Genomic DNA, 16,917 nt, shown 5'->3' on the forward strand with positions numbered 1-16,917 from the left:
ACGATCCAGCGTCAGGTCATCGGCGAAACGCCGGTCACCGGTCGCGTCGGGCACGTACTTCACACAGACAACGATCCTCAAGCTCACGCCGGCTCTCCTACTGCATCGTCATTTCCGGGCTGCCTTGTTGCACGCAGCATAGGCGCCTCGTCGGGACGGATCCGGTCAGGACGACCGAGGCTCCGAGCCCGATATTACTCGCCAGTACACCCAGTCTCTTACCCCTGAGCAAGCGCTGCGCACTGTGACCTTGCCAACGCGGCGGGCCTGTGCGTGCGCGCCCTCAGTCTCGCAGAGCCATGAACCGTCCCTGGTGGTAGACCAGCGGGCGACCGGCTCCGGAGGGCGCACCCGCCACGGCCTCGGCGATGACGATGCGGTGGTCCCCGGCCGGGACACGGGTCACGACGCGGCATACCAGCCAGGCGGACACATCGGCGAGCAGCGGAACGCCTTCGGGGCCGCTGCTCCACTCGGTCGACGGGCCGAAGCGGTCGGCTCCGCTGCGGGCGAAGGTCGCGGCCAGTTCCCGCTGGTGCTCGCCGAGTATGTGGACGCCGACGTACGCGGCTTCGGACAGCACGGGCCAGCTGGACGAGGACGTACCGACACCGAAGGAGATCAGCGGAGGTTCGGCGGCGACGGAGGTCAGCGAGGTGGCGGTGAAGCCGACCGGCCGCTCGCCCGCGGCGGTGATCACGGCCACACCCGCGGCGTGGCGGCGGAAGACCGAGCGGAAGAGTTCGGGGGTGGCGGCCGTCGGGGCAGGGGCGAGATCGCGCGTTGCCGTCATGGCTGTGTCCTTCCGCGGAAGTGGCGTACGGGTCCGTGGGTGCTCAGACACCCGGACAACGCGCACTCGCCTGGCGTGCGAGGTCCCCATGGACCCGGCCGTGAAGAAGGAGTTCTGGCGGCATAACGTCAGACTGACGATGCTGAGTGGGCACAGTCAAGGGCGTCCCGGAATGTGGGAGATGCGTCACGACCCGTCACATGGCGTGCCCCAGCGCCGCGACGACGTCGACGGTGCGGGGCTGGCCGGATGCCCGGCGGACCACCTCGCCCTCGGCGTCGAGCACCAGGACGGTCGGCGTCTTCGTGATGCCCAGCTCCCGCACCAGCGCGAGGTGGGCCTCGGCGTCGACCTCGATGTGGGCGACCCCGTCGACCATCCCGGCAACTTCGCCGAGGGTGCGGCGGGTCGCCCGGCACGGCTGGCAGAAGGCGCTGGAGAACTGGACGAGCGTCGCGCGTTCCCCGAGTTCCGCGCCGAGTTGGGATGCGTCGAGTCGCTGTCCGGGGGTCCGGCGATCCACTTGGTGCCTCCTGATCAGAGTTCTTCGTAAGAGGTCAGCACCGGCCGCCGCCCGCGCATTCCCCGCGGCTCCGGGGGCATACGCACGTGACGAGAATCTCGCGCCCCGCGTCCGTCGGGACTGGCCAGGGGCTCGCGCATGGGGCACCATCGCCACAATGCCGAAAACCTACGGCTGCGTAACTTCCGCCGGGAGAACCCTCCCCAGGCGCTGAAGAAGGGTCTTCTCCAGATGGCAGAACTCGTCTATCGACCGGTCATCGGCGCCGCTCGCACCTTGTTCAAGGCGCTCGACCTGAAGATCGACACTCAGGGTTCGGAGCACATCCCGAAGACCGGTGGTGCGGTGCTGGTCAGCAACCACATCAGTTATCTCGATTTCATCTTCACCGGCCTCGGCGCCCTGCCGCAGAAGCGGCTGGTGCGGTTCATGGCGAAGGAATCGGTCTTCCGGCACAAGATCTCCGGTCCGCTGATGCGGGGAATGAAGCACATCCCGGTCGACCGTGACCAGGGCGAGGACGCGTACGCCCACGCGCTTCGGTCGCTGCGTTCCGGTGAGATCGTCGGAGTGTTCCCCGAGGCCACCATCTCGCAGTCCTTCACCCTGAAGAGCTTCAAGTCGGGTGCCGCGCGCCTCGCCCAGGAAGCCGGGGTCCCGCTGATCCCGATGGCGCTCTGGGGCACGCAGCGGATCTGGACGAAGGGACGGCCGCGCAATTTCCAGCGCAGCCACATCCCGGTCACCATCCGCGTCGGCGAGCCCATGGAGGCGCCCTCCGACCAGTACGCCGGTGCCATCACCCGACGACTGCGGGAGCGGGTTCAGGAACTGCTGGAGGCCGCGCAGCGGGCTTACCCGGTGCGCCCGAAGGACGCGAGCGACACCTGGTGGGTGCCGGCCCATCTCGGCGGTACGGCCCCGACGCCCGCCGAGGTGCGCGAGCTCGGCTGACGGCCGCCCGCGACGGGGCGGCGCCGTCGCTTCACCGCGGTCCGTGGACGACGATCCGCGCCCCGGGGCTCAGCCGCTCCAGGGTCGCGGCGAGTTCGGCGCCCGCGGCGTCGAGCTCACCGTTCGCCATGGGGGCGAGGCCCTCCAGCAGGAAGACGGCGTTGACCGACTCCTCGGTGAGCCGGGTGCGCACACCCTGGCGCCAGTTCCAGCGGCGGCAGGTGACGCCCTCGTCGTCGCACCAGACGACTTCGCCGGGTTCGGGGTGCTCCACCGTCTCCTCGCCGCCGATGACGGTGGGGAACGGTTCGTCGCCCGTCGCGCGGATCAGCCGCATCCCGCCCTTGATGTGGTCGGTGTCCTCGCCGCCGACCGGTACGAGGTGGGCGACGCTGATCGCGTTGTAGGCGTCGACCAGCAGGTTGATGCGCGGCAGGCCGCCGTCGGCGAGGGCGCGCCGGGCGAGCGCCTCGGCCGAGTTGCGGGTGCGGGAGGGCTTGGCTCCGAACGCCGAGTAGACCTCGCGCCAGGCGGCGACGCGCGGGTCCTCGTGGGGGGCGCGGCCCTCCAGGCGCTCGGCGAGCCTGCGGGCGGCGTCCTCCAGCAGGGCGTCGCTACGGGCGTCGCTGGGACCGTTGACCAAACCGTGCGCCTCGACGGCGAGATGGGTGAAGCCCGGTGCGATCGCGCGCACCTCGTCGGACACGGCGAGTGTGAGGGTCATCGTCTGCCTTACTGCCTTGCTCGGTGCGGTGGCTCGGTGCGGTGGTGCGGGGCGCGGGCGGGTTCAGAGGTTCCCGGGGAGGTTCCGCCAGAGCTCCGAGCGGTCCCGCGCGCCCCTCAGCGCGCGGAGGATCACCTCGGGTGGTACATCATAGACTACTGGATAGTCGACTTCATTGAACTCTTCACGCGTCACCCACGCCAGCCGCTCCCCCTCCAGGGAGAATTGCGCGTCGATGCCCGGCTTGTTGCCCCGGGGGTCCACCCGCTTCCAGCGCCCGGATCCGGGAAGCCGCAGCGCGACCAGCCCGTGGACCATCGGGTTCGTTCCGTCGTCGTCGGCGAGCCGCTGGTAGCAGAGGCCGGCCGGGATGGAGCGGGCCCGCAGCAGGGCCACGAGCGCGATCGACTTCGCGTGACAGATGCCGGTCCGGGCGGCGAGCACCTCGGAGGCGCGCCAGGTGACGCGCGGATCCCCCGAGTCGGCGGAGTGCGGAATGGTGTCGCGAACGAACTCGAAGGCGGCCCGCGCGTATGCGTATGCGGTGTCGGCGTCGAGCGCGAGGCGGGTCACCACCTCCCGGACGCGGGGATGCTCATGGTCGATGGCCTCGCCGACGGCCAGATAGGCGTCAATGCCCGGGGACTGCTGTGTCAGCTCCATAGGCGGAGAGCGTACGAAGCAGCCGACCGGAAGTCCATCAATTCCCGGTCGGCCGCATAATCATGCATGGATCGCGCTAACGGGCCATCTCTTCCTTGAGCGCCTGGAGGAAGGCGTCGACGTCGTCCTCGCCGGTGTCGAACGCGCACATCCAGCGGACGTCGCCGGCCGCCTCGTCCCAGAAGTAGAAGCGGAAGCGCTTCTGGAGCCGCTCGCTGACCGCGTGCGGCAGCCGGGCGAACACGGCGTTGGCCTGGACCGGGTAGAGGATCTCCACCCCGTCGATCGCCCGCACGCCCTCGGCGAGCCGCTGGGCCATGGCGTTGGCGTGCCGGGCGTTGCGCAGCCACAGGTCCTTGGCGAGCAGTGCCTCCAGCTGGACGGAGACGAAGCGCATCTTGGAGGCGAGCTGCATGGAGAGCTTGCGCAGATGCTTCATCGCCCGCACCGCGTCCGGGTTCAGCACGACGACGGCCTCGCCGAAGAGCGCGCCGTTCTTGGTGCCGCCGAAGGACAGCACGTCGACGCCGACCGTGTTGGTGAACGTCCGCATCGGCACGTCGAGCGAGGCGGCGGCGTTGGCTATCCGGGCCCCGTCGAGGTGCACCTTCATGCCGCGCTCGTGAGCGTGGTCGCAGATCGCACGGATCTCGTCGGGGGTGTAGACGGTTCCCAGCTCGGTGTTCTGGGCGATCGAGACGACCTGCGGCATGGCCCGGTGCTCGTCGTCCCAGCCGTACGCCTGCCGGTCGATGAGCTCCGGGGTGAGCTTGCCGTCCGGTGTGGGCACGGTGAGGAGCTTCAGCCCGCCCATCCGCTCGGGCGCACCGCCCTCGTCGACGTTGATGTGCGCGGTCTCGGCGCAGATGACGGCGCCCCAGCGGTCGGTGAGCGCCTGCAGGGCGACCACGTTGGCTCCGGTGCCGTTGAAGGCCGGGAAGGCCTCGGCGGTGGGGCCGAAGTGGCTGTGCATGACGCGCTGGAGGTGGCCGGTGTAGTCGTCCTCGCCGTAGGCGACCTGGTGGCCGCCGTTGGCGAGGGCGATGGCCGCGAGGACCTCCGGGTGCGCGCCGGCGTAGTTGTCACTGGCGAAGCCGCGCACCTGCGGGTCATGGTGACGCCGAGCGTCGGTCCTCACGTTTGCGGGGTCAGCCACAGGCGCTTTCCGTTCACTTCGAGGGCGGGCTTGTCCCAGACGCCGGCGATGGCCTCGGCCAGCTCCGTGACGTCGGTGAAGCCCGCGAACTTCGCATTCGGGCGCTCGGCGCGCATGGCGTCGTTCACCAGTGCCTTGACCACCAGGATCGCAGCAGCCGCCGTCGGCCCGTCCTCGCCCCCCGCCTTGCGGAAGGCGTCGCCGAGCGCGAGGGTCCACGCCTCGGCGGCGGCCTTGGCGGAGGAGTAGGCGGCGTTGCCCGCGGTGGGCTTACTGGCCCCGGCGGCGCTGATCAGGAGGTAGCGACCCCGGTCGCTGCGCTCCAGGGGCTCCTGGAAGGCCAGCGAGGTCGACTGGACGGTGCGGATGAGCAGCTTCTCCAGGGCGTCCCAGTCCGACAGCACGGTCTCCTGGAACGACTTGCTGCCGCGCCAGCCGCCGACGAGGTGGACCAGGCCGTCGATGCGGCCGAACTCCGCCTCGGTGCGCTTGGCCCAGTCCCGGGTGGCGTCGAGGTCGAGCAGATCGACGGTCTCGCCGGTGACGGTCGCGCCCCCGTGGGCGTACCGGGCGGCGTCCACCGCCTCGGCGAGCCGTTCGGGGTGGGCGTCGCACCCGACGACCGTCGCGCCCGCCTCGGCGAGCCGCAGCAGCGTCGCCCGGCCGGCGGGACCGGCCGCTCCGGCGACCGCGACCACAGCTCCTTCGAGCACACCGGTCCCCTCGCCCGTACCGTTCGCGTTCATGGCCACCGCCTCCTCGGGAGAATGGTTCACGCGGCTGCCCGCTCGTCGTTCGCCGCGGTGATTCCCTTGGTGGAGGCAATCACGTTCTTCAGCTTCTTGGCGAGCGCCTCATAGAACATGCTCAGGGGAAACTCGTCCGGAAGCACGTCGTCGACGAGCTTGCGAGGAGGAAGTGTGAGGTCCAGGGCGTCGGGGCCCTTGGCCCAGCGGGATCCCGGGTGCGGGGCGAGGTAGGTCGAGACGAGGTCGTACGCGGCGAACCAGTGCACCAGCTTGGGGCGGTCGATGCCGTCGCGGTAGAGCTTCTCGATCTCGGCGCAGAGCTGGTTGGTGACCTGCGGGGCACGGTCCCAGTCGATCTTCAGGGTGTTGTCGGTCCAGCGGACCACGTCGTGCTGGTGGAGGTACGCGAAGAGCAGCTGGCCGCCGAGGCCGTCGTAGTTGCGGACGCGCTCGCCGGAGACGGGGAAGCGGAACATCCGGTCGAAGAGCACCGCGTACTGCACGTCACGGCCGTGGGCGTTGCCCTCGGACTCCAGCTTCACGGCCTCCTTGAAGGCGGTGAGGTCGCAGCGCAGCTCCTCCAGCCCGTACATCCAGAACGGCTGGCGCTGTTTGATCATGAACGGGTCGAACGGCAGGTCGCCGTGGCTGTGGGTGCGGTCGTGGACCATGTCCCACAGGACGAACGCCTGCTCGCAGCGCTGCTGGTCGCCGACCATCTCGCGGATGTCGTCGGGCAGCTCCAGGCCGAGCAGGTCGACGGAGGCCTCGGTGACGCGGCGGAAGCGGGCGGCCTCGCGGTCGCAGAAGATGCCGCCCCAGCTGAAGCGCTCGGGGGCCTCACGCACGGCGATGGTCTCCGGGAAGAGCACCGCGGAATGGGTGTCGTACCCGGCGGTGAAGTCCTCGAAGGTGATGCCGCAGAAGAGCGGGTTGTCGTAGCGGTTCGCCTCCAGGTCGGCGAGCCACTCGGGCCAGACCATCTTCAGCACGACCGCTTCGAGGTTGCGGTCGGGGTTGCCGTTCTGCGTGTACATCGCGAAGACGACGAGGTGCTGGAGACCGTCGGCCCGGTCCTTCGCGGGCTGGAAGGCCAGCAGCGAGTCCAGGAAGTCGGGGACGCGGAAGCCGTCGGCGGCCCAGCGGCGCAGGTCGGTGACGAGCGCACGGTGGTAGGCGGCGTCGTGCGGGAGGAGCGGGGAGAGCTCCTCGACCGCTCCGGTCACCCGGTCGAGGACCCGCTCGACGACGGCCGGGGACGGGGCGCCCTCGGCCTCGAAGTCGATGGATCCGTCCTTGGACTGCCAGGGGCGGATCTCCTCGACGGCATCCTTGAGCACAGGCCAGGCCGGGTGCTCGACCACCCGCTGGGCCGTAGCTATCGCGCCGTCGGTGGCATCGTGCACAAGAATTTCCGTCATAACACTTCCTTCACGGGAGAACCTCGCGTGGATTCACCGTAGCCGTGCGGGCTTCCTCCCGACAAGTGGGGGTCTGGAAATTATCCTGCGTACCCCCCATGGTCACCGCTGTTTTTCCTGCCGTATCCCGGGTAGGCGCACAGTTCACCCATCCACTCCCGGGCACGGGCGACCGGGCCACGATGCCGGGGGACATCGCGGGCCACAGCCGCTACCCTCCCCAGTGCCGTATCGCCGTACCTCCGCGCGGGCAGGAGCAGTCGATGGGCCGCCGCCGACGGAAACGAGGTCGCCTTGTCATTTCTCACCCTGGGTCATCGCGGAGTGATGGGCGTCGAGCCCGAGAACACCCTCCGCTCCTTCGTCCGCGCCGAGGCGTCGGGAATGGACGCCATCGAGCTGGATCTCCATCTCAGCAAGGACGGCGCGCTCGTCGTGATGCACGACGCGGACGTGGACCGCACCACGGACGGGACCGGACCGATCGCGGCCAGGACCCTGGCGGAGCTGCGTGAGCTCGACGCCGGTCGGGGCGAGCGGATCCCCGTCTTCGAAGAGGTGCTGGAGGCCGTCTCCTCCCCGCTCCAGGCGGAGATCAAGGACGTGGCGGCGGCCCGCGCGCTGGCGGACGTGATCCGTGAGCGTGACCTCGTCGGCCGGGTGGAGGTGTCCTCGTTCCACGACGAGGCCGTCACCGAGATCGCCCGGCTGGTGCCGGGCGTACGCACGGTGCTGATCGCCAGCCGCTGGGGCGCGGACGTGGTGGACCGGGCGAAGACGGCGGGCGCGGCGACGCTCGCACTGAACATCCGCCGCCTCACCCTGGAGGTCGTGGAGCGGGCGCACGCCGAGGGCGTGAAGGTGATCGGCTGGGTGGTGAACACCCAGGACCACCTGCGTCTCGCACGGGCGCTGGGCCTGGACGGCGCGACGACCGACTTCCCCGAGATCCGTCGCGCCGGGCGCTTCACCGCCTGAGGGCGGGCGTCCTCAGGCGCCTTCCCCGGCGTCGCCCCCCTCCAGGTTCTTGACGAGCAGTTCGAAGGCCAGGTCGTCGCGCTGCGGGATCCCGAAGCGCTCGTCGCCGTACGGGAACGGGGTGAGCCGTCCCGTACGGCGGTAGCCTCGGCGCTCGTACCAGGCGATCAGGTCCTCGCGCACCGAGATCACCGTCATATGCATCTCGCCGACGCCCCAGCTCTCCCTGACGGTGCGCTCCGCCTCGGCGATGATCAGCTTGCCGAGTCCGCCGCCCTGGAGCCCCGGCCGCACCGCGAACATGCCGAAGTAGGCCGCGTCGCCCCGGTGTTCGAGCTGGCAGCAGGCGACGAGCTCACCGCCGCGCTCGACCGTGAGGAGTCGGCCCGCCGGAGCGTCGAGGACCTCGCGCACACCCTGTTCGTCGGTCCGCTGCCCCTGGAGGATGTCGGCCTCGGTGGTCCAGCCCGTGCGGCTGGAGTCACCGCGGTAGGCGGACTCGATGAGGGCCACCAGCGCGGGTACGTCGTCCTCGGTCGCGTCGCGGAAGGTCAGCCGGGCCGCGTCGGGGGGCGTGGCGGTGTCCATGGTGGGTGCTCCGTTTCTCTGCTGCCGTACACGCTTCTGTGCTGCCGTACGCGTTTCCCTGCTGCCGCACGTACGGTCGCGGGCTCCGCCGTCGCACGTGCGGTCGAGAGTAACGCGACCCGGAGCGCCCCCGGAGGGCCCCGGCGCACCCCCTTCACACCCCCGTGCGCCGGATTCGGCGGCGGCCGCCCGGGCATCGATGGGACGACCCGCAACAGTGCCGTACGTCCGACCCGGGGGAGGCGCGCCGTGCACGGAGGGGCCCTGGCCGGCTGGCTGCTGATGGCGTTGTGCGCGGTGAGCGGCGCCTACTGCCTGCTGCGTTCCCGCGTGGGGACGCCGCGGGAGCGCGGCACCGCACGCTCGGAGGCGCTCATGGGTTTCGGCATGGCGTCGATGGCCGTGCCGGCGGCGGTGCTGTCCCCTCCGGACTGGGCCTGGGCGGTGTACGCGGTGCTGTTCGGCACGGCCGCGCTGCGAGCGTTGCGGCCCGCCCTGCGCGGCGGCCACCACCTGCACCATCTCGTCGGCTCGCTGGCCATGGTCTACATGGCCGTGGCGATGGCCCCCGCGGTCACGGGGAGCGGCGGGGGCGGGCATGCCGGACACGGGGCGACCGCGGGCGCTGGGGGCATCCCCCTGCTGACCGGGGCGCTGCTCGTCTACTTCGCGTTCTACGTGCTGGGCTCGGCCGGCCGCCTGCTGCCCGGGACCGCCATGGCCCCGGCAGGCGGCACGGGCCTCGCCGCCCGGGACCCGGGAGGATTCGGGGGCGGAACGGACGGCCGGCCCGAACTCACGACGGCCTGCCGGATGACGATGGGCATCGGCATGTTCGCCATGCTGCTCACCCTGTGAGACGGGAAGTGGGACAGAACCCCCGGCAAACGGTGGTCTACGTCACTTGCCGGTCGAGGTCGTACCCCGGCCGGCCCGCCCCTCCTAAGCTGAGGCCATGCTGGTCTCCCTCGCGCTGCTGCTGCTCGGTGCATTGACCGCCCTGGTGACCCCCCGCGTGATGGCGCGCGCCCGGTGGCCGGAGCGCGAGCCGGTCGTGGCCCTGTGGGTCTGGCAGTGCGTGGTGGCCGGGGTCCTCCTGTCGTTCGCCCTGTCCATGACGTTGAGCGCGGCCGCCGCCTGGCAGGCGGTGCGCGGCCATGTCTTCGCCCCCGCCCCGCACGCCGTCGTCGAGGCGTACGCCCTGGCGGCGTACGGGCCGTGGTCGGCGGTCATCGCGGTGCTGCTGGCGCTGGGCGGACTGTGGACCGGAGCGATGCTCCTGAGGGAGATCCGGCGGGCGCGGCGTCGCCGCAAGCAGCGCCGGGCGGAACTGCTGGTGCGTTCCCCGCTGATGCCGGGCGAGGAGCCGGGCGCCGACCGTCTCGTGGTCCTGGAGGGCGAACGCCCCGACGCCTGGTGGCTGCCCGGCTCGGCTCCGCAACTCGTCATCACCACCGCCGCGCTGGGTCGCCTGAAAGGCCGTCAGCTCGATGCTGTGCTCGCCCATGAGCAGGGGCACGCCCAGGCCCGGCACGACTGGCTGCTGCACTGCTCGTCGGCGCTGGCGATCGGCTTCCCGCAGATCCCGGTGTTCGCCGCGTTCCGCGACGAGATGCACCGGCTGGTCGAACTGGCCGCCGACGACGTGGCGTCACGCCGCTTCGGCCGACTGACGACCGCGCTCGCCCTGGTCGGACTCAACGAGGACCGCGGGGTGTTCGGCCCCTGCCCCTCCCCGCAGGCCCAAGTGCCCCTCCGGGTGAACCGGTTGCTGGCTCCGGTCGAACGGCTGACGGCGGGCCGCAGGATCCGGCTGACGGCCGCCGCCGCGCTGGTCCCGGTCGTCCCGGTGTTCGTGGCCTTCGTCCCGGGGCTCCGCGCGCTGGGTTAGGGCGTGTCCGGCGGGCCAGGAGCCGGGGCCGCGACGCCCGGCACACCCTTGGTCGCGCCCCACGTTGGCCTTGGGGCGGTGTCCTCCGCGAGGATCACCCCATGCCCTCCCCCCTCTTCAGCCTCCGTTCACCGGATCGCTCTTCCCGTACCGTGCCCGCCCTGTGGACCGGATCCGTCGTCGGCGCGGCCGCTCTCGTGCTGCTCGTGCTGGTGGCGGCGCGCTGGTCGCCGCTGATGTCCCTGGACCGGACGGTCGCCGACGCACTGCACCGGCACGCGGTGGCCGACCCCGGTCTGGTCCATGTGAGCCGGGTGCTGACGGACTGGGTGTGGGACCCCTGGACCATGCGCGCCCTGATCGCGGTGACCGTGGTCGCCCTGTGGTGGCGTGGCGCGCGCCCGCTCGCCCTCTGGGTGGCCGCGACCAGCCTGATCGCCTCTCTCCTCCAGCAGGGGCTCAAGGCGGCGGTGGACCGGGAGCGTCCGCGGTGGCCCGATCCGGTGGACTCGGCCCACTACGCGGCCTTCCCCTCCGGGCACGCCATGACGGCCGTCGTGACCTGCGGACTGCTCGTCTGGCTGCTGCGGCTGTACGGCGCGGGCCCCGGCGCCCGGGGCGCGGTGCTGGCCGTGGCGGTGGTCTCGGCCGTCGGTGTGGCGGCGACCCGGGTGTATCTGGGGGTTCACTGGCTGACCGATGTCGTGGGCGGTGCGCTGCTGGGGGTGGCCGTGGTGGCGTTGAGCGCCGCGGGGTACGCCCGGTACACGGCGGCCCGGGAGGACGCTCTTGTCGGCGCGGGGACGGACCGGCAAGGATCGCGTCCATGGTGATCGAAGGCTGGTCGACGCCTACGTCCTGCCCTTCGGGCACGGACTCCGGAAGCCCGACGCGGGACTGTTCCGCATCGCCTGTCCGCTGATCGGCCGGGACCCGGCGGACGTGGTCATGGTCGGTGACGATCGGGGCGCGGACGGTGGCGCGGCCGTCCTGGGCTGCGGGGTCCGCTTCGTGGACCACCGGCCGGTGGCGGAACGGCCCGACGGACTGCGTTCGCTGGGTCTCGTGCCGGAATGAGGCCCACAGCGAACGGGGGAGATCGGTCCGGAGTGTGAGGCATATCCCGCCGCGAATGGGGTAGTGGAAGCCGCTCGTGGTCGTAGCCTGGTGGGCATGTCCCCGATGCCGTCGTCCGTGTCAGCGCGTTCCGCAGCCGAGGTCAACGCGGAGATCCGCGACCTGTGGCAGCGTTCGGGCGGGTGCCTGACGCCGCAGGACGAGGCGGCGTACCAGCGGCTGCTGGTGGAGTGGGCCGCTGCCGTCGGCGGAAGCGTCCGCACCGCCGCCTGACGTCCGTACCCGCCGCGCGCCGGTGCCGGGAGCCGGTGCGGAGATCGCGCCCGATCCGGCGATCCCCCGCGTCGCCGGATCCAGGCGCACCCTCGGTGTGTCCCGTGGGACACGGCCGTGGACCGCGTCGGGGACCGGAGTTGCAGAGGCCGCCGTCGCAGGGATCCAGCATGTCCCCACCCGGCTCATCGGTCAATGAATTTCCGGCGGCACACGCGGCGGGGCCGGTGTCTCCCGAACGGGCGAACACCCGGGAGACACCGGCCCCGCATGCGGAGACACGTGGGCTACAGGACCGCTGACGGATCAGCGGGCGAAGTAGTCCGGCTGTGTCTGCGCGTTGAGCTCGTCGAGCTTCACCCGCTCGGCCGGGGCGGTGCGCCGGTCCTTCAGCTTCAGCACGTCGAAGCCCTTGGCGATGTCGCTGGAGTAGATGTGGCCGTTGTAGTAGTACGCCGACCAGGGGCCGGCCGTGGTGACCTGGTCGAGCGTGACCGGGCCGCGCTCGAAGAAGGCGATCTCCTCGGGCTTCGCCGAGTTGGTGAAGTCCCATACGGAGATGCCGCCCTGGTACCAGGCCTGGACCATCAGGTCGCGGCCCTTCACCGGGATGATCGAGCCGTTGTGGGCGACGCAGACCTCGGCGTCGGCCTGGTGGCGGTCGATCTTGAAGTAGCTGCGGAAGACCAGCTTGCGCTGGTCGCCCTTGCCGACGATGTCGTAGATGCCGTCGGCGCCCCGCTCGGGCCCGATCTCCTCGTTGCAGGTGGCCGCGCCGCCGCCACCGAGCTCGTCGGTGAAGACGACCTTGTTCGCACCCTGGTTGAAGGTCGCCGAGTGCCAGAACGCGAAGTTCTCGTTGTCCTGGACGCGGTCGATGATCTTCGGGTGCTCCGGGTCCTCGATGGAGAACAGCAGACCGTCACCCATGCAGGCGCCGGCTGCGAGGTCCTTGGACGGCAGCACCGTGATGTCGTGGCAGCCGGTCGTCTTGGAGACACCGGGGTTCTCCGGCGCTCCGGGGTTGCCACCGTCGGGGAAGAGCACCGGGAAGTTGACGATCCGGGCCTTCTGGGGCGCCTTGAGGGGCACCTTGATGATGGAGATCCCGTCGTGCGGCGGCTTGCAGTCCGGGAACGCCTCGTTGGGCGCGTACGAGGAGACGTACACGTACACGTTCTTGCCGTCCGGCACCAGCGTGTGCGTGTGGGAACCGCAGGCGGTCTCCACGGCGGCGATGTACTTCGGCTGCCGCTTGTTGCTGATGTCGAAGATCTTCATACCCTCCCAGGAGGACTTCTCCGTGGCGGGCTGGGAGGTGCTGGAGCAGGAGTCGTCGCTGCGCGAGGAGTCCGTCGACAGGAACAGCAGGTTCCCGGAGACCGAGATGTCGTTCTGCCCGCCGGGGCAGAGGACCTGGGCGACCGTCCTGGGCTTCTTCGGCTTGCTGATGTCGTAGATGACGAAGCCGTCGTAGTTGCCCACGTACGCGTACTTCCCCTGGAACGCGAGGTCCGTGTTGGTGCCCTTGAGGGCGCCCTTCGGCACGTTCGTCAGGTGCTTGATGTTGGAGCTGTGGACGATCTCGTCCACGCCGGGTATGTCGCCACCGGTTATCGCGGCCCTGGCCTCGGCCTGCTCGCTCTTGGTGACGGAACCGCGCTCGGCCGGGGCGTCGCCCGGGTCGGGGGTCGCGGCCGCTGTGGTGGCCGTCAGCAGTGTGGCGAGAAGTCCGGCCGCGGCTGCCACCGCGCCCAGACGTCTGCGCCGCACGCGGGTGGTGTGCAACGAGGTCACTGCGTCCTCCCTTGTCTCCGTTCGGGGTCGAACGGTTCATGAACCCCCGGCAGTATCGTCCCTCCCATGTACACATCAATAGATGGCAACACAGACGTAATGAAAGTTTCTGATCTTCGCCCGGTGGAAGCGTGTTAGGACGGTCTGCGACAAACCACGTGGCACAGGAGGTAGCCGTGTTGATCCATCGTCGGTCCGCAGTTCTGCGCTCAACCGCTCTCGCGGCGACGGCGGTTGCCGCCGTGCTCGTCCTGGGAGCCTGTGAGTCGGGCAGCGGTGACGGAACGTCGGACCAGGCCAAAGACGCAGGTCCGGGCGTGGTCGCGCCCGGCAGACCGGGCGAGCCCGCTCGGACGCTCTCCGCCGAGGAGGCCATCAAGGAGGCCGGTCAGGACACCGCCAACTCAGCCGATTTCCGCTATACGCAGATGATGATCGAACATCACGGCCAGGCGCTCGTGATGACCGGACTTGTCCCGGAACGGGCCTCCGCCGACACCGTCAAACGGCTCGCGGATCGCATATCGGCCGGCCAGAAGCCGGAGATCGGTGCGATGGAAGGATGGCTGAAAAGGAACGGCGGCGACCGGCGCACGGAGCACCACGACCACACCACGATGCCCGGCATGGCGACCGATGCCCAGCTCAAGGAGTTGCGCGCCGCCAAGGGCAAGGCCTTCGACAAGCTCTTCCTGGAGCTGATGATCACCCACCACCAGGGAGCGATCACCATGGCCACGGAGGCGCTCACCGAGGGGAACGACGTCATCGTCGAGGAGATGGCGAGCGACGTCGTCGCCCAGCAGACCGTGGAGATCAACCGGATGCGCGGGCTGATGGACTGAGACACGCGGCCGGCCGTGCACGCGGCGGTGCGGATCGGCCCGGCGGTGCCATCCTGGAGGAAACCTCCGGGAAGAGGTGCGCCGTGCTCTCCGTCGCCGTCGTCGGTTCCGGTCCCAGCGGGGTCTACACCGCTCAGGCCCTGCTGCGGCAGTCGCTCGTGCCCGATGTGCGGGTGCACGTCCTGGACCGGCTGCCCACCCCGTACGGACTCGTGCGGTACGGGGTGGCTCCCGACCACGAGAAGATCAAGTCGCTGCAGAACAGTCTGCGGGCGGTACTGGAGGACGACCGGGTCACCTTCGTGGGCAACGTCGGCGTCGGCGGGGCGGGCGGGGTCTCCCCCGCCCGGCTGGCGGAGCTGTACCATGCGGTCGTCTACTGCGTCGGAGCATCCGCCGACCGGGCGCTCGCGGTGCCGGGCGAGAGCCTGCCGGGCAGCTACTCCGCCACCCGCTTCGTCTCCTGGTACAGCGCCCATCCGGACGTCGGCGCCGACCCGTTCGTCCTGGACGCCCGCTCGGCCGTCGTGATCGGCGTGGGCAACGTGGCGGTCGACGTGGCCCGGATCCTGGCGCGCGGCGCCGACGAACTGCGGGCCACCGACGTGCCCCGCGCGGCGCTCAGCGCGCTGGAGGACAGCCGGGTGCGCGACGTGCACATCGTGGGCCGCCGGGGCCCCTCCCAGGCCCGGTTCACCACCAAGGAGCTGCGGGAGCTGGGAGCGCTGCCCGGGGCACGGGTCGTCGTCGACCCGGCGGAACTCGCGCTCGACCCCGCGTACGCCGCTCCGGACGGGCTGCCCGGAGCGCTGCCGCTGCCCGCCGTGGTGCGGCGGAACCTGGAGGTCCTGCGCGCGTGGTCGACGGCCGGGGAGCCGACGGCGGCCGATGCCGGGCGCCGTGTCCGGCTGCGGTTCTTCCTGCGGCCGGTGGAGCTGCTGGAGCGCGACGGGCGGGTCGCCGGGGTGCGGTTCGCCCGGACGGCTCCGGACAGCGGGGGTGGGGTGCGGGACACCGGCGCGTACGAGGACGTCGAGGCCCAACTGGTCCTGCGGGCGGTCGGCTATCGCGGGGTGGAGCTGCCGGGGCTGCCCTTCGACCCGGCGCGCGGCACGGTGCCGCACGCGGCGGGCCGGGTGCTGCGGGACGGGGCGCCGGCGCCGGGCGAGTACGTAGCGGGATGGATCAAGCGGGGGCCGACCGGGGTGATCGGCTCGAACCGCTCCTGCGCCAAGGAGACGGTGACCTCGCTCCTGGAGGACGCGGCCGCGCTGAGGAGCCGCCCGGCGGCGGACGATCCGCTGGCCGTGCTGCGGGCGTGGGGGCTGCGGCCGGTGGAGTGGTCCGGCTGGCTGTCGATCGAGCGCGCGGAGGCGGAGCTGGGCCGTTCGCTGGGGCGCGGCCCGGTGAAGATCCCCGACTGGCCGGGGCTGCTGGCGGCAGCCCGGGACGAGGACCGGTGAACGGCGCTCCGCGCCGTCACTCCCGGGTCGCGACCACCAGCCGGGCGCGGGGGCTGCCGTCGGGGCGCAGGCCCAGTTCGGTCAGCGGCAGCAGCCGCACGGCGAATCCGGCCTGCGTCAGGTCCTCCAGTACGTCGCCGAGCCGGAACGTGCGGTAGTACATGACGAACCGCGGGCGCCACAGGGCGTTGCGCACCCGCATCGCCGCGTCGAAGCCGAGCAGCGACCAGTAGGCGCGCGATCCCACCGGGGGCGGTGCGCCGAGCGGGAACACGAACTGCCCGCCCGGCCGGAGCGACCCGTACACCTCGGCGAAGAGGCCGAAGCGTTCGGCGGGCAGGAAGTGACCGAACGCGCCGAAGCTGAGGGCGAGATCGAAGGCGGGCGCGAAGGGCAGGGAGCGGGCGTCAGCCCGCACCCAGTGCACCGCCGGCCCCTCGCCCCCGGGCGGGAAGGCGGCACGGGCCTCGGCGAGCATGCCCGCGCTGAAGTCGACGCCGACCGCGCGCTCCCGGCACAGCTGCCGGAGCACGCCGACCCCCGCGCCGGTACCGCAGCAGACGTCGAGTCCGGCGTCGAAGGGTCCGAGGTCGCGCACCGCCCGGGTGACGGCGTCGAGCACGCGGTCAGGGGTGCGGTAGGGAGTCTGGTCGAACTTCGGGGCGAGGAGGTCGTATCCGCGCTCGGTCGAGGAAAGCGCCTGAACGGCCAGTTCGCGCACGGTGGGACCCTGTTTGGTGAACATCACGGGTCAGCCTACCGACGCGGCGCACCCGCTGTGGCCGGTCATGGCGGCCATGCGGGGCCGGGTGGGGCGGGAGCGTCAACGTCCTTCGGAAAGTCGCCGCTTGAGGGTGATGGCGGTGTCGGCGGCGTACGCCTGGGTCCAGCTGCGGCCGGCCCCGGACCTCCAGGTGACGTGGACCGTGGAGCCGTCGGTCCGGGCGCTCTCCACGGTCATGGACCGGTCGCCGTCGCGGACGTCGCCCCGGCGCAGTTCGCCCGCCCCGACCTGTCTCTTA

The 16,917-nt window shown here is 71.1% G+C and carries 18 protein-coding genes and 3 pseudogenes; 9 read left to right on the forward strand and 12 right to left on the reverse strand.

Going from position 1 to position 16,917, the window contains the following annotated elements; translation table 11 throughout:
- The 3 genes and pseudogenes from CR470_RS25835 to CR470_RS25845 form a co-directional block, all read right to left on the reverse strand.
- A pseudogene (locus CR470_RS25835) lies at positions 1-87 on the reverse strand (electron transfer flavoprotein subunit beta); the annotation flags it as partial.
- Positions 88-283: 196 nt separating this feature from the next.
- Positions 284-793, reverse strand: a complete 510-nt coding sequence (locus CR470_RS25840; RefSeq protein ID WP_097869935.1) for a flavin reductase family protein — start codon at positions 791-793, stop codon at positions 284-286.
- A gap of 196 nt (positions 794-989) precedes the next feature.
- The gene (locus CR470_RS25845; protein ID WP_097869936.1) at positions 990-1,316 is read right to left on the reverse strand and encodes a TlpA family protein disulfide reductase; all 327 of its coding nucleotides are present in this window, start codon (positions 1,314-1,316) and stop codon (positions 990-992) included.
- A gap of 231 nt (positions 1,317-1,547) precedes the next feature.
- Here CR470_RS25845 and CR470_RS25850 point away from each other — a divergent pair, with 231 nt between their 5' ends.
- Positions 1,548-2,270: a lysophospholipid acyltransferase family protein gene (locus CR470_RS25850; protein ID WP_097869937.1), complete on the forward strand. Its 723-nt coding sequence runs from the start codon at positions 1,548-1,550 to the stop codon at positions 2,268-2,270.
- A 31-nt stretch (positions 2,271-2,301) separates the two neighbouring features.
- Here the strand turns inward: CR470_RS25850 and CR470_RS25855 are convergent, their stop codons facing one another.
- From CR470_RS25855 to CR470_RS25875, 5 genes are all read right to left on the reverse strand, one after another.
- Positions 2,302-2,994, reverse strand: coding sequence for a B3/B4 domain-containing protein (locus tag CR470_RS25855; protein ID WP_097869938.1), 693 nt, complete (start codon positions 2,992-2,994; stop codon positions 2,302-2,304).
- 63 nt (positions 2,995-3,057) lie between these two features.
- On the reverse strand, positions 3,058-3,657 hold the full coding sequence (locus tag CR470_RS25860) for a transglutaminase-like domain-containing protein (RefSeq protein ID WP_097869939.1): 600 nt from the start codon (positions 3,655-3,657) through the stop codon (positions 3,058-3,060).
- A gap of 76 nt (positions 3,658-3,733) precedes the next feature.
- The gene (locus tag CR470_RS25865) at positions 3,734-4,795 is read right to left on the reverse strand and encodes a threonine aldolase family protein (protein ID WP_179892375.1); all 1,062 of its coding nucleotides are present in this window, start codon (positions 4,793-4,795) and stop codon (positions 3,734-3,736) included.
- Complete coding sequence (locus CR470_RS25870; protein WP_097869941.1) at positions 4,792-5,559, reverse strand: SDR family NAD(P)-dependent oxidoreductase; 768 nt, start codon at positions 5,557-5,559, stop codon at positions 4,792-4,794. Before CR470_RS25870 ends, CR470_RS25865 begins: the two co-directional genes overlap by 4 nt.
- A gap of 26 nt (positions 5,560-5,585) precedes the next feature.
- On the reverse strand, positions 5,586-6,983 hold the full coding sequence (locus CR470_RS25875) for a DUF6421 family protein (RefSeq protein WP_097869942.1): 1,398 nt from the start codon (positions 6,981-6,983) through the stop codon (positions 5,586-5,588).
- Positions 6,984-7,310: 327 nt separating this feature from the next.
- Between CR470_RS25875 and CR470_RS25880 the strand changes: the two genes are divergently transcribed.
- Positions 7,311-7,961: a glycerophosphodiester phosphodiesterase gene (locus CR470_RS25880; RefSeq protein ID WP_097869943.1), complete on the forward strand. Its 651-nt coding sequence runs from the start codon at positions 7,311-7,313 to the stop codon at positions 7,959-7,961.
- Positions 7,962-7,973: 12 nt separating this feature from the next.
- On the opposite strand, the gene CR470_RS25885 is transcribed toward CR470_RS25880, so the two are convergent.
- Positions 7,974-8,549: a GNAT family N-acetyltransferase gene (locus CR470_RS25885; RefSeq protein ID WP_097869944.1), complete on the reverse strand. Its 576-nt coding sequence runs from the start codon at positions 8,547-8,549 to the stop codon at positions 7,974-7,976.
- Between the two features lie 249 nt (positions 8,550-8,798).
- On the opposite strand from CR470_RS25885, the gene CR470_RS25890 reads away from it, so the two are divergent.
- The 5 genes and pseudogenes from CR470_RS25890 (at position 8,799) to CR470_RS39745 (ending at position 11,790) form a co-directional block, all read left to right on the forward strand.
- A complete protein-coding gene (locus tag CR470_RS25890) occupies positions 8,799-9,407 on the forward strand; it encodes a DUF5134 domain-containing protein (protein WP_097869945.1) in 609 nt (202 codons plus the stop codon).
- A gap of 97 nt (positions 9,408-9,504) precedes the next feature.
- Positions 9,505-10,440: a M56 family metallopeptidase gene (locus CR470_RS25895; protein ID WP_097869946.1), complete on the forward strand. Its 936-nt coding sequence runs from the start codon at positions 9,505-9,507 to the stop codon at positions 10,438-10,440.
- A gap of 101 nt (positions 10,441-10,541) precedes the next feature.
- Positions 10,542-11,273 carry a phosphatase PAP2 family protein gene (locus tag CR470_RS25900; protein WP_097869947.1) on the forward strand — a complete coding sequence of 244 codons (732 nt, stop codon included), beginning with the start codon at positions 10,542-10,544 and terminating at the stop codon, positions 11,271-11,273.
- Positions 11,260-11,517: pseudogene (locus CR470_RS25905) on the forward strand (HAD hydrolase-like protein); the annotation flags it as partial. The gene CR470_RS25900 and the pseudogene CR470_RS25905, both read left to right, overlap by 14 nt.
- A gap of 96 nt (positions 11,518-11,613) precedes the next feature.
- Complete coding sequence (locus tag CR470_RS39745) at positions 11,614-11,790, forward strand: hypothetical protein (protein ID WP_179892376.1); 177 nt, start codon at positions 11,614-11,616, stop codon at positions 11,788-11,790.
- 306 nt (positions 11,791-12,096) lie between these two features.
- Here CR470_RS39745 and CR470_RS25910 read toward each other — a convergent pair whose 3' ends face one another.
- Complete coding sequence (locus CR470_RS25910) at positions 12,097-13,587, reverse strand: LVIVD repeat-containing protein (RefSeq protein ID WP_097869948.1); 1,491 nt, start codon at positions 13,585-13,587, stop codon at positions 12,097-12,099.
- A 158-nt stretch (positions 13,588-13,745) separates the two neighbouring features.
- Here CR470_RS25910 and CR470_RS25915 point away from each other — a divergent pair, with 158 nt between their 5' ends.
- Entirely contained in the window at positions 13,746-14,432 is a 687-nt protein-coding gene (locus CR470_RS25915; RefSeq protein ID WP_097869949.1) for a DUF305 domain-containing protein, read from the forward strand.
- Between the two features lie 83 nt (positions 14,433-14,515).
- Positions 14,516-15,895 (forward strand): FAD-dependent oxidoreductase, encoded by a 1,380-nt coding sequence (locus tag CR470_RS25920; protein WP_097869950.1) that lies wholly within the window; start codon positions 14,516-14,518, stop codon positions 15,893-15,895.
- Between the two features lie 16 nt (positions 15,896-15,911).
- Here the strand turns inward: CR470_RS25920 and CR470_RS25925 are convergent, their stop codons facing one another.
- Positions 15,912-16,640, reverse strand: a complete 729-nt coding sequence (locus tag CR470_RS25925) for a class I SAM-dependent methyltransferase (RefSeq protein ID WP_097869951.1) — start codon at positions 16,638-16,640, stop codon at positions 15,912-15,914.
- Positions 16,641-16,718: 78 nt separating this feature from the next.
- Positions 16,719-16,917: pseudogene (locus CR470_RS25930) on the reverse strand (hypothetical protein); the annotation flags it as partial.

Origin of the sequence: Streptomyces sp. rh34, assembly GCF_002551245.1 — a bacterium.
In the GTDB taxonomy this organism is placed as follows: Bacteria; Actinomycetota; Actinomycetes; order Streptomycetales; family Streptomycetaceae; genus Streptomyces.